Source organism: Desulfoglaeba alkanexedens ALDC (assembly GCF_005377625.1).
Lineage (GTDB): Bacteria > Desulfobacterota > Syntrophobacteria > Syntrophobacterales > DSM-9756 > Desulfoglaeba > Desulfoglaeba alkanexedens.
In genome coordinates, this window is the sequence record NZ_CP040098.1 from 1,035,293 (window position 1) to 1,047,863 (window position 12,571).

A 12,571-nucleotide genomic window follows, 5' to 3' on the forward strand; every position below is an offset into this window, starting at 1 on the left:
GATTCGGCCGGACGGAAGATCAACACAAAAGATGGCGATTGGCAAGGCGCACGCGCCGGAGGCCGGCCCTGCGGGCGGCCTCAACACAGGCATCCGCCTGTTCACGCGATGTGGTCGAGAAATCGCTCATGCAGAACTGGGGTGCGAAACCCAGCAGGGCGTAGGGGATGTCCGGGTTCAACCCGGCGATGAATGCGGCGATCCGGGAGACCTCTTCTTCGCCCACGTATCCAGGGACGAGAAGCGTGCTGGCCACCAGCAGCGGCGGCTCGGAGCGCAAGGGAATCCAGCGGGCCACACGGGCGAAATTTTCCAGTATGGGACGGTTGCCGCAGCCGCAAAGGGCATAGTGAATGCGGGGATCCCACGACTTCAAGTCGATCTTCACGCAACCGCCCGAACGCAGGGAAAGCCCCACGATTTTCTTCAACCAGGCGGGATGCATGCTGCCGTTGGTCTCCCAGCAAATGCGATGAATGCGACCGGCATGTTTTTCAAGGACTCTTTCGGACACCCGGATGGCGAATGGAAGCTGAGGAACAGGGTCTCCTCCGAAAAAGCAGATGCAGCTCGTTTCTGCGGTGACGCACGCAACCAGTTCGTCCACGGTGTGCCAGGGACGGTCCATGGTGGAGCTGCATTTGAAGCTCCAGTTCTGGCAGTACAGGCAGTTGAGATTGCAGGCTTCGAAAAACACGGCCAGGTTGTAGAAGCCGACCTCGGGACCCTTTTCGTGGGAAAACCGAGGAAAACCAGCCCCTGTGCCGCCCGGGCATACCCAGTCGGCCACGCAGTTGGTGGGCAGAGGATCGTGGTACCAGGAAACCAGGGCCCTCGTACGACCGTCGTGCCGGAAGCTCTCCGGTGACCCGGAACGGATACCGCAATATCCCCGTTCGCCTTCCCCCATGCAGCAGCCGTGCATGCAAAGCGTGCAGCGCAGGCCGCCGGGACTTTCCGGGACATGAACGGGAAGATCGAAACGCTCCCGGGATCTCGCGTGATGCATCTCAATCCGTTCGCGACTCTCACTCCACCGATCGATGAGGCAGCGGCGGCACACGCCGATGCTCGCTCCGGCACCGGGCACCTGGGCTCCACACAGAACACACGGGAAGCTCTTGCGCCCCTCTTCGCCCGAAAGTCTAATCACCATGGCACATCCATTTCTCACGGTAACCTCTGCCGTGAAGGAGCGTCAGCACGAGGGCGCAAAGGGAAGTGGAATTGGGAGGAAAACCGCCGTACAGCAATGACACTCTAATCAATCCGGAGCCCAGGCGACAAGCCCAGGCGGGAAACCGCGCCGGAGCCGCTGGGCCTGCACCCACCGGGGGAACCTAACACGCGCCCAATCCTGCGGCCCGGATGGAAGATTCAACAGATGCGAGGCAGTTGTTCCCCGCGAAGCATATCCAGCAGCCGGTGGCCCCCGATGCGTGTCCTCAGGAAGACCCGACCCGGTTCCTCGGCGACCACCTCCCCGATCCGGCATGCATCACGCCCCCGCGGCGACCGCCTCATGGCCTCCAGGACGACATCCGCGGACTCCGCCGGGACGACCGCCAGCACCTTGCCTTCGTTGGCGACGTAGAGCGGGTCCAGCCCCAACAGCTCGCAGACCCCGGCCACATCCTCTCGGACGGGAAGCGCTTCTTCGTGGAGACGGATGCCCACCCCCGACTGACAGGCGATCTCGTTCAGTGTGGTGGCCACCCCGCCCCGGGTGGGGTCCCGAAGTACGTGGATTCCGGGAAAAGCGCCCAACATGGCCTCGATCAGGTGGTTCAGGGAAGCGCTGTCGCTCAGGATTTCGCTTTCCATGGCGATCCCTTCGCGCCGGCACAGGACGGCCATGCCGTGGTCGCCGATGGTTCCGTTGATGAGCACCACATCACCGGGGCGCGCGTTGCCGCCTCCGAGCCGAACATCGTCCCGCACCACCCCGATCCCCGCCGTGTTGATAAAGATCTTGTCGGCCTTCCCTCTGGGAACGACCTTGGTATCCCCGGCCACGATGAGGACCGAGGCTTCCCGGGCCGCTTCCGCCATGGAAGAAACGATTCGGTCCAGAACGGCCATGGGAAGGCCTTCCTCCAGGACGAATCCGGCCGTCAGGTACAGCGGTCGGGCCCCGCTCACCGCCAGGTCGTTCACCGTCCCGTGGACGGCAAGGCTTCCGATGTCTCCCCCCGGAAAGACGATGGGATCGACCACGTAAGAATCGGTGGTCATGGCGAGCCGACCGGATGCCGGCGGAAGGATGGCGCTGTCGTTCAGTTCCTGGAGGAAATCGTTGGCGAAGGCCCGCGCGAAAACGCGTTCCACCAGGGCATGCATGGCCCTCCCGCCGCTTCCGTGATCCAGCTGAATTGTCTCTTCTCTCACTCCTGGTTCCTCCTCAAGAAACCCGTCACGACGTGTAGCGGTAGTAAGCGCCGCAGGTGCCTTCGCTGGAAACCATGCAGGGGCCCTTGGGCGTCTGGGGACGGCACACTTTTCTGAAAAGCGGGCATTCGGGCGGCCGGATGACTCCACGCAGCACATCCCCGCACCGGCAGGCCGGATTTTCCCTCACCCGGATTTCAGGAATGGAAAAGCGCCGGGCGGCGTCGTAGTCCGCGTAGGCGGATCGGATGGCGAGGCCGCTTCCCGGGATAGAACCGAGTCCCCGCCATGCGGCATCCGCCGGCTCGAAGATCTCCTCAAGAAGCTTTTGAGCGGCCGGATTCCCTTCCCAAGTGACACCGCGCCGATACTGAATTTCCACGTCGTGACGTCCGGAACGCTTCTGGTCCACGAGCATGGAAAGTCCCTGGAGAATATCGAGGGGTTCGAAACCCGTGACCACACAGGGCATCCCATAACCGCGCGCCACTTCCTCGTAAGCCCTTGCTCCGATCACGGTGGTCACGTGCCCTGGACAAAGGAACCCGTCCAGGCGGAGGGAATCCGAATCCAGAAGCGCCCGCATCACCGGCGGAAGGAGCTTGTGAACGGAAAAAACGGAGAAATTGTCGATACCCTGAGCCGCCGCTTGCCGGATGGCCGCCGCCACCGTGGGAGCCGTCGTTTCAAACCCGATCCCAATAAAAACCACCTCTCGGTCGGGATGGTCCTGCGCAATCTTCACCGCCTCGTAACTCGCGTACACCATCCGGACATCCGCACCCCGGCTCCTTTCTTCCAGAAGAGACGATTCCGAACCCGGCACCCGAAGGAGATCTCCGAACGACGTCACGATCACCTCGGGCCGGCGTGCAAACCAGATGGCGCGATCGATGTCTTCATCGGCCGTTACGCACACGGGGCACCCGGGGCCGCTCACCAGCCGAACGGCCTCCGGGAGCATGTCCCGCAACCCCGAGCGGAAGACGGCGACGGTGTGCGTCCCGCAAATCTCCATGAAATGCATGGGTTCCAGGCCATGCACCGTCTTCTTGAGTCGAAGGAGGATCTTGGCGGCCAGGCCTCCGTCACGAAATTCATCCACGTATCTGAGTGCCATTTTCCATCTCTGTTTCGAAAGGCATCCTAAGTCGGTTACCGTAAAGCTGGAAAGTTGGGCGCCCTTTACGGACAAGGTCGGCGGCGCCGGAAAGGTCATCGACCTCTGAAAAGCCGTGCACGCGCCACATAAGCCTGTCCCAGGGAAATGCAGGCGTCGTTGGGCGGTACCTCCCGGTGGGTGAACACCTCGAAACCCCGCCCAACCAGATCCGCCTCCAGCAACTCCGACAGCGTGAGGTTCTGAAAGACGCCGCCGCTCAACGCCACGCGATCGAGCCCCGTCGCTTCCCGTGCCTTTTCGAGTGATTCCGCCAGAAGAAGGGCGAGGCCGTTGTGAAAGCGCATCGAGAGGATCCCGGGAGCCACGCCGCGGCGGAGGTCCTCCACCAGCAACCGGATCATCGGGAGCGGGTCCAGAATCCAGAGATCGTCTCGGCGATACACGGCACCGACGTAGCGGCCCGAATCGGCTTGCGCGGCCTGTTCCAATTCCACGGCCGCCTGGCCTTCGTAGGTCACCCGGTGCCGGACGCCCAGGATCGCCGAGACCGCGTCGAAGACCCGGCCGCATGAGGATGTCAGGGGGCAATTGAGGCGGCGTTCGAGCATGGCCAGGACAACGGACCGTTCCCGGGCCGGGAAGGTGTTCAGAATATCGGGGTAAGCCTTTCCCACGTCGCCGCCCGCAAGCAGGTAGAGCGCGGAAACCGCCGTCCGCCAGGGTTCCAGGACGGCTCGATCGCCGCCCGGAAGCCTAAGGTGTCGGAACCGGCCGAGGCGGCGGAAGCGCTCGGCGTCCACCCAGAGCAGCTCCCCGCCCCAGATCGTGCCGTCCGGACCATAACCCGCCCCATCCAGGGCCAGTCCCAAAACCGGCCCGGAAATCTTCCGTTCCGCCAGCACCGAGGCGATGTGGGCATGGTGGTGCTGCACCGCGATCACCGGAAATCGGTCCTGGCGTTCCGCCCACTGGGTGCTCAGGTAATCCGGGTGCAGATCGTGAGCCACCCGTTCCGGACGGATTTCGAGGATCCGCTGCAGATGGTCCACGTTCCGTTCGAAGGCCCGAAGGGTTTCCAGGTTCCTCAAGTCTCCGATGTGCTGGCTCACAAAGGCTTCAGCCCCGCGGGTGATGCAGATCGTGTTTTTCAGTTCGCCCCCCACGGCGAGGACCGATGGACCCGCCGCCTCGAGAAAGATCGGCACCGGCACGTAACCGCGGGCCCTCCGAAGAGGTCGCGGTGCCCCTCCGAACAGGCGCACCACCGAATCGTCACAGCGGATATGAATGTCCCGGTCATGCAAAAGGAAGGCGTCGGCGATTTCTCGAAGATGGGAACGTGCCTCGTCGTTTTCAGTCACGATGGGCTCGTCGCTCCGGTTTCCGCTGGTCATGACCAGTGCCTCGTAGGGGCTCTCGAAAAAAAGCAGGTGGTGGAGGGGCGTATAGGGGAGGAAGGCACCCAGAAACCGATTCCGAGGGGCCACGGCTTCTGCGATGGGCGTGGTGCCTTCACCGGAGGTCTTTCCGCGTTTCCGCAGGAGCACGATGGGACGCTCAGGGGCTTCGAGAAGCGCCGATTCTTCCGGGGAAACCCGGCAGTAACGCGTCACGGCCTCCAGGTCTCGAAACATGACCGCAAACGGCTTTTCTTCACGGATTTTGCGGCGCCGAAGGCGGCGCACCCGCTCTTCCCCCGTCGCTTCCACCGCCAGGTGAAAGCCACCCAGACCCTTGACTGCGAGGATCTGCCCCTCCTTGAGCCGTTCCACGGCGTCGGCCAGAGCTCTGCGTCCGGCCGACAGCCGATTGCCCTGCGGGTCTTCCAGCCAGATGTTCGGGCCGCAGGACCAGCAGGCGTTGGGCTGCGCATGAAAGCGGCGGTCTCGGGGATCGCGGTATTCCCGGAGGCATTCCGGACACATGGCGAAGCGGGCCATGGTGGTCTTTTCCCGGTCGTAGGGAATGTCCCGAATGATGGTGTATCGGGGACCGCAGTTGGTGCAGTTGATGAAAGGATATCCGAACCCTCGATCGGTGGGATCGAAAAGTTCCCGGATGCAGTCCCGGCAGGTGGCCACATCGGGCGAAACGAGTGTGCTGCGGTTTTGGCTGCCGTGGCTTTCCAGGATGTCGAAAGTCGGGCGCGGTTCGAAAGGTAGTTCGGTGACTTCCACTGAGACGATCCGTGCAAGCGGTGGCGCCTTGTCCCACAGATCCCCGAGGAAGGCCTTCACATCGGCTGCGGCCCCCGCCACCTCGATCCGAACGCCGTCCGGCTGATTTCTCACCCAGCCGCCCAGCCGGTGCCGTTCCGCAAGCTGATAGACCGTCGGGCGAAACCCCACCCCCTGGACGATCCCCTGAACCCGCACGGCCACCCGACGCCCGTCCGGCGTCAACTCAGGCGATCCCCTGCTTTCGTTTCTCGAATCCTCGCTTCCAGCCATGCGAACCATGCTTCCAGGCCTTCCCCGGTCCGGCAGGAAACCTCGAAGACCTCCTGGTCCGGATTCAATTGGCGGGCGCGTTCGCGAATCTTCGCCACATCGCAGTCCACGTAAGGAAGGAGGTCGATCTTATTGATGAGCAACACCGCCGACTGGCGGAACATGAGCGGGTATTTGAGAGGTTTGTCGTCCCCTTCGGCCACGCTCAGGATCATCACCTTGTAGTGCTCGCCCAGGTTGAATTCGGCTGGGCAGACCAGGTTCCCCACATTCTCCACCACCAGCAGATCCACACCGTCCAGGGCCAAGGCGTCCAAGGCCGTCTGAATCATGTTGCCGTCCAGGTGACAGGCTCCGTCCGTGTTGATCTGCACCGCCTGAGCCCCCTTTCCGTGGATCCTTTCCGCGTCGCAGGACGACTGGATGTCGCCTTCGATGACGGCCAGCCCGTACCGGGCGCTCAAGGCTTCGATGGTTCGTTCCAGAAGCGAGGTCTTCCCCGCACCCGGCGAACTCATGAGGTTCAATGCGAGGATTCCAGCATCGTCGAATCGCCTGCGGTTGGTCGCCGCCAGCCTTTCATTCACTTCCAGAATGTTGCGGACGACAGGCACCTTGATTCCGCTCATCGGTTTCTCCGTCTTCGTCGGTTTCTCCTTCTATGGACATCAGCGTCATCTCCCGGCCGCTGACGAGATCCATGCCGGCAGGCACCAGACCACAGTCCGGGCACCGGTCGAAGAGGTCTTCCATCTCGAATCGTTCACCGCACAACGGGCAACGGGCCACCACCGGCACCGTTTCGATCTCCAGAACCGCCTCCGAAGCGACGGTTCCCTGCGCAACGGCTCCGAAGCAGAAGGTGAGCGCATCCGGCACCACCGCCGCCAACGCCCCGATCTGGAGGCGAACCCGATCCACGCGCGTCAGGCCATGGCGGCGGCTTTCGTCCATGACGATTTCCAGGAGGCTCTGGGCAATGGACATTTCATGCACGGCAAATCCTCGATTCCCGCCCCAGGTTCGGTGCCGCCGATCGGTTCCAAATGCTGATGGCACTTAACACAGCGCCCGAAAGGAATCAAGCGGACGCCCGGATGACGGGACCGGTTGAGTTCCTTCCAGGTCCGGGTGTATGAGATGTAAAGAACACGAACCGGCGCAAGAGGAGCTCGTCTCCATGCAGATCCCACTTTCATCGGCTTTCCGAACGCGTGTTGCGGCCATGACCGGCTCGCTCCTGGTGGGCCTCATGCTCATGGCGGCCAAATTCTATGTCTACCGCCTCACGCACTCATCCGCGGTGCTTTCCGACGCGCTGGAATCCATCATCAACGTGATCGCCAGCGGTTTCGCCCTGGGAAGCGTCATCTTTTCGGCCAAACCGCCCGACACCGGTCACCCCTACGGACACGGAAAGATCGAGTACTTTTCCGCGGGGTTCGAAGGAGCCCTCATCATCCTGGCGGCGTTCGGCATCTTTCGAACGGCATGGCCGCAGATCCTTCACCCGCACCCGCTCCCGCACCTGGAACTGGGGCTGGTCCTCCTGCTGGGAACCAGCGCCGCCAATCTGATCCTGGGGATCGTTCTCGTGCGAGTCGGAAAGAAAACGGTGTCGCTGGCCGTTCTGGCCGACGGCAGGCATGTCCTGACCGACGTGATCACGTCCATCGGCGTTCTCGCGGGTCTGCTGCTGGTACGGCTCACGGGATGGTACTGGATGGACGGCGCGGTGGCCGCGGTCCTCGGCCTTCATATCCTGGTCTCAGGCGGCCGCCTCGTGAAAACCTCCTTCTCCGGACTTATGGACGCCGCCGACCTCAGCCTTCTCGATGAAATCGCAGCCCTCATCGCCCGACACCGGAAGGAGACCTGGATCGACGTGCATCGCCTGAGGGCCTGGCGGGCGGGAGAGCGGCTCTTCGTTGATTTTCACCTCATTCTTCCACGAAACTTGCCGCTCCACGCCGCCCATACCGAAGTGAAGGCATTGGAAGGCATTTTCCGGGAAAGGTTCGGGGCGATGGTGGAAGTCATGATTCACGTGGATCCATGCTCGGACCCGCAATGCCAGGTGTGCGCCGAAAGCGGCTGCGGACTCAGAAAACACCCGACCCACCACCAATATTTGTGGGACCGGAATTTCCTCACCGCCGAGTTCCCCCACGACCAGGACACCACCGATCACCATCCCCGGGATTCATGACCCGCCGGTTCAAGATCCCCCCTGGCAGGAACCTTCCCCTCGTTCCCAAGCTCCGCTTGCGAACGGCCTCATGGCAATCGAAGCTGGAGCTTCTGCACAGCTGTGTTCCCAAGCTGGAGCTTGGGATCAAGGTGGAATTCTATTTCCCCTCCCCTTGTGGGAGGGGATTAAGGGGAGGGGAATGTAACTGATTGACATATGTTTATTTTATCACCCTCACCCCAACCCTCTCCCATCAAGGGAGAGGGAGATTTTTCCCCTCGTTCCCAAGCTCCGGCTTGCGAACGGCCTCATGACAATCGAAGCTGGAGCTTCTGCACAGCTGTGTTCCCAAGCTGGAGCTTGGGATCAAGGTGGAAGGCGGCAATGCGCCGGCGGAATCGAAGACGGCGGGCAACGGGAGTGCCGCGTTAGTTGTGCTAATGCAGGTCTTGACCATTCTTCGGGCTTTCCCCGGTGACCACCCCGTCAGCCCGCACAGCGTCTTAAGCGACAGATCGGCTTAAGGGAAGACCTCAGAGGAAGACCTCTGCCCCCCGAAGCAGGTTTCCGCACACCTCGTCCTTCGCCCTGCCAATTTTCCTCTTGACGATCCATTTTATTTTAACTAATCTCCCTACGCTATTTGAAAATGCAGCAAAGGATCGCCGGCACAAAGGCGTGCTTTTCCAGGGCGATCGGTGAATGGGACGAAGGCGTCCGGGCTTCCCGAGGGAAGGCGGACGCCTTTATTTTTTTCCAAACCTGCCGGGCGAAGGAGGGAAAGCGGCATGTCCTACAGCAAACCGAACCGCAGTGCGGCCACTCTGACTACGACGCGAGTCGAACCGGTTCCCATGTCCGGAATCTGCGTGACCTGTCTCGACGGCTGCGAAGGGCCCTGCGAAATCGGCCGATCCGCTCTCAAAGGCCGGGAAATGATCTATCCCCAGCCTTTCGGCAAGATCACCGCCGGAGCGGACAAGGACTATCCCATCGATTTTTCCCACTTCAATATCCAGGGCACCTGTGTCGGCGCCGTGGGTGTGGCCGCAGATCCCGATGTGGCCGTCTTCCCCGCGGTGGACTGCACAACGGCCGTCGGAGCGGACGGGGGCATTCGGCTCGATTTTCCGGTTTTTACGGGAGCGGTCGGTTCCACGGACATCGCACGGATCAACTGGGAAGACGTTGCGGTGGGTGCGGCCATTTCCGGCATCCTGGTGGTGGCTGGGGAAAACATCTGCGGAATGGACCCTCAGGCCGAAATCAAGAACGGCCGCGTCGTCCGTTCGCCCGAAATGGAGCGACGAGTCGCCGCCTTCAAGAGGTGGCATAACGGAACGGGCGGGATCATCGTCCAGGCCAACGTGGAAGACACGAAACTGGGCGTTCCGGAGTATGTGATCGAGAAGTTGGGCATCGAGATTTTCGAACTCAAGTGGGGCCAAGGGGCGAAGGACATCGGCGGGGAAGTGAAGCTTCCCTCCATCGAAAGGGCCCTGCAGCTGAAGGAACGGGGCTACATCGTTTTGCCCGATCCGTCTCGACCTGCCATCCAAGAGGCCTTCCACGCGGGCGGCATCTCCGAATTCGAAAGGCATTCGCGGCTCGGCATGGTGGACGAGGAATCCTTCCACAAGGAAGTGACGCGGCTGAGGAAGATCGGCGCCAAGTACGTCACCCTGAAGACGGGAGCCTATCGGCCGGCCGACCTGGCGCGCGCCATCAAGTATGCCTCCGATTCCCGGATCGACCTGCTCACCATCGACGGAGCCGGCGGCGGCACGGGCATGAGTCCGTGGCGAATGATGAACGAATGGGGCATTCCCACCGTCTACCTGGAATGCCTGACCCATCAGATCTGCGAAAAGCTACGCGCCAGGGGTGCCTACATCCCGCCCATCGCCATCGCGGGCGGCCTGTCCATGGAGGACCACCTCTTCAAAGCCATCGCTCTGGGGGCACCGTATGTCAAGGCGATCTGTCTGGGCCGCGCCATCCTGACCGCAGCCATGGTGGGGAAAACCCACGGCAGGATGATGGCGGAAAAGATGGCGGAACGGGGCCGGAGTCTCGAAGAAGGCTACCTGGCGCTCTTCGCCGTAGCGGCTCAACTGAAGGAACGCTTCGGAGACGATTTTGAACGGATTCCCGCGGGGGCCATCGGGATGTATTCCTACCTCGACCGGCTCCGCCAGGGTCTCCAGCAGTTCATGGCCGGCGCCCGAAAATTCGCCCTCAAGCACATCGACCGGAACGATATCGTGGCGCTCACCCGGGATGCCGCCGAGATATCGGGCATCCCCTACGTGATGGATTCCGATGCGCTCGAGATCGAAAAGATTCTCGGATAGCTGAATCGAAGGCCCTCGCGGCGGGGGCCTATTTCCACAAATCGGCTAATGCCCGGAACGATCCGGGGAACGTGCAAAAAGCAAGGAGAAAGATCATGTCAAAGATCATTTGTGCCCACCTGTGCAAGTCCTGTTACGCCATGGGCGTCTGTGCGGTCCATGCCATCTCGGAACTGAACGGCAGCATCCTGGTGGATACCGAAAAATGCATCGGATGCGGATCGTGCAAGACGGCTTGCGTGGCCTTCGGCTACAAGGCGTTACAGAACAAGTCCCCACAATTTTTCATGAAGCACGCGGCCTGAACCGCGCGACCCGGCCCTTTTCTCGCGGATGCCTCGCCGGCGTCCAACCCCGCCGGCAGGGGCGTTTCTTTGCGGTGAGGAAAGCAGCCGCCTGGATCTCCAACCCGCTGGTCCGTTCGGCTCAGCAGATGTTGATCCAGAGCAGGCGGGCAGGCCCCTCACCCAGGTTGCGCCATTCGGTGGGAATCGACGAATTCAGGTAGATCACATCGCCCGCCGAGGCGGTATAGCGGTCGGTCTCCATCTGGAATACCACCGTTCCCGAAAGCACGTAGCCGACTTCGTCTCCCTTCCGCATGAAGAAGTGACAGGGGACCGTGGTCTTGGGTTCGATCTCGATCAGGTAGGGTTCCCCACGCGGGTTACAGTCAAGTGGGGTCAGCAGCCGCACCGAAACACCTTCGTTGGGCAGGTGGGGCAGCCGCACGGCGGCGGCCTGCGATTCGCTGAAAACCGGCCGGCGACGCGTGCGTGTCGGTTCCATGAAGAAGGCGCTCACGTCCACGTCGAGCACTTCGGCCATCTTGAGAAGCGCGGGGATGGAAGGATAAATCAGGTTGCTTTCCACCTGCGAGATGCTGCTCGGCGTCACCCCGACCAGCCGGGCCAGTTCGCTCTGGGACAGTCCGCGTTTCGTCCGCAACTTCCGGAGCCGGGTTCCCAGTCCTACGCGGTCGGCCCCCTTACCTTCATCGTTGATGTTGACCGTCAATCCGTCCGTCCAATAGGTGAAAGACTTACCGAGATTCGGCACATCGCGGTCTTCCGCCTTCAGGACGGTCAAAGACGTCGTCCCGCGCTTTATGGAAAGATCGACGGCCACTTGGGCGATCTGGTTGATCTGCGCCCTCAGCCGCGGCGAGTGGGCCTTTTTCTCCATGATCCAGTAAGCGACGGTGTTGAGTTCATAGAGCCGAGGGCAGGAATGGGAGTAGAAGCGCGAGATCGCTTCTTCCCCGCCCCACAGTTCTTGCATGCCCGTGATGCTTTCAAAAACGAAATTTACGGTTCCCGCCAGTTCTCCGTGAATGCCGTAGAGTCTTTCCATAAAATGATCCACGTCCGCCGGTTGCTCGATCGGCTCGATCCGGCAGGGCCATCGCCAGGCGTCTTCCCGGTAGAACTTGAGAAAGGTGGCGGAACCGGCTCCCTTTCCATGAGTGAAGCAGTCCATGAGAATGAAACAGTCGTCGGCGACGAGGGGGCCGAGCTTCTCCAGGAGGTTTCGCGGTGACCGGTCGAAGCTCACGTACACCACCGGCGTCCCCTCTCTTTGGGCCGCCTGAATGAAGCAATGGCAGAACGCGGTGGCGAGACTTCCCGCATCGTCGTACCAGACTACATTGTCCCCGATGTAAAGTCCTCCGAGTATCCGGTCGAGATCCCCCACCCCTGAAGGAACTCGCAGCTTGCCGGTCATAACGCCATCCTTTCCGGGACACCGACCCATGTGATGCCGTTTCCTATGAGTCCCCGCCGGCCGCCATCCATCGAAGACGTGGGAACCCTTCTTCTTGTTCCCAAGCTCCAGCTTGGGAACAAGAAGCAAAAGGTCTGCACCCAACGTTCAACATCGAATGAAAAACCGGGTTGCATTTATGTCATTGGGTTGTTTTTAAAGATGAACGTCGAACATCGAACATTGAACGTTCAACATCGAATGAAAAACCGGGTTGCATTTATGTCATTGGGTTGTTTTTTAAGATGAACGTCGAACATCGAACATTGAACGTTCAACATCGAATGAAAAACCGGGTTGC

The 12,571-nt window shown here is 61.3% G+C and carries 10 protein-coding genes; 3 read left to right on the forward strand and 7 right to left on the reverse strand.

Annotated features, from left to right (window positions below):
• Positions 1-19: 19 nt before the first annotated feature.
• From FDQ92_RS04910 to FDQ92_RS04935, 6 genes are all read right to left on the reverse strand, one after another.
• Complete coding sequence (locus tag FDQ92_RS04910) at positions 20-1,156, reverse strand: radical SAM protein (RefSeq protein ID WP_137423541.1); 1,137 nt, start codon at positions 1,154-1,156, stop codon at positions 20-22.
• Positions 1,157-1,377: 221 nt separating this feature from the next.
• Positions 1,378-2,388, reverse strand: a complete 1,011-nt coding sequence (hypE, locus tag FDQ92_RS04915) for a hydrogenase expression/formation protein HypE (protein ID WP_137423542.1) — start codon at positions 2,386-2,388, stop codon at positions 1,378-1,380.
• Positions 2,389-2,413: 25 nt separating this feature from the next.
• On the reverse strand, positions 2,414-3,508 hold the full coding sequence (gene hypD, locus FDQ92_RS04920) for a hydrogenase formation protein HypD (protein ID WP_137423543.1): 1,095 nt from the start codon (positions 3,506-3,508) through the stop codon (positions 2,414-2,416).
• A 95-nt stretch (positions 3,509-3,603) separates the two neighbouring features.
• A complete protein-coding gene (hypF, locus tag FDQ92_RS04925) occupies positions 3,604-5,961 on the reverse strand; it encodes a carbamoyltransferase HypF (RefSeq protein ID WP_137423544.1) in 2,358 nt (785 codons plus the stop codon).
• Complete coding sequence (hypB, locus tag FDQ92_RS04930) at positions 5,910-6,581, reverse strand: hydrogenase nickel incorporation protein HypB (protein WP_137425716.1); 672 nt, start codon at positions 6,579-6,581, stop codon at positions 5,910-5,912. Before hypB ends, hypF begins: the two co-directional genes overlap by 52 nt.
• Positions 6,541-6,948, reverse strand: coding sequence for a hydrogenase maturation nickel metallochaperone HypA/HybF (locus FDQ92_RS04935; protein WP_246041907.1), 408 nt, complete (start codon positions 6,946-6,948; stop codon positions 6,541-6,543). The genes hypB and FDQ92_RS04935 overlap by 41 nt, the downstream gene beginning before the upstream one ends.
• 193 nt (positions 6,949-7,141) lie before the next feature.
• On the opposite strand from FDQ92_RS04935, the gene FDQ92_RS04940 reads away from it, so the two are divergent.
• The 3 genes from FDQ92_RS04940 (at position 7,142) to FDQ92_RS04950 (ending at position 10,811) form a co-directional block, all read left to right on the forward strand.
• The gene (locus FDQ92_RS04940) at positions 7,142-8,170 is read left to right on the forward strand and encodes a cation diffusion facilitator family transporter (RefSeq protein WP_170180197.1); all 1,029 of its coding nucleotides are present in this window, start codon (positions 7,142-7,144) and stop codon (positions 8,168-8,170) included.
• A 770-nt stretch (positions 8,171-8,940) separates the two neighbouring features.
• A complete protein-coding gene (locus FDQ92_RS04945; protein ID WP_137423546.1) occupies positions 8,941-10,506 on the forward strand; it encodes an FMN-binding glutamate synthase family protein in 1,566 nt (521 codons plus the stop codon).
• A gap of 95 nt (positions 10,507-10,601) precedes the next feature.
• Positions 10,602-10,811, forward strand: coding sequence for a 4Fe-4S binding protein (locus FDQ92_RS04950; RefSeq protein WP_137423547.1), 210 nt, complete (start codon positions 10,602-10,604; stop codon positions 10,809-10,811).
• A 121-nt stretch (positions 10,812-10,932) separates the two neighbouring features.
• Here FDQ92_RS04950 and FDQ92_RS04955 read toward each other — a convergent pair whose 3' ends face one another.
• The gene (locus FDQ92_RS04955) at positions 10,933-12,231 is read right to left on the reverse strand and encodes a helix-turn-helix domain-containing protein (RefSeq protein WP_137423548.1); all 1,299 of its coding nucleotides are present in this window, start codon (positions 12,229-12,231) and stop codon (positions 10,933-10,935) included.
• Between the last annotated feature and the right edge of the window lie 340 nt (positions 12,232-12,571).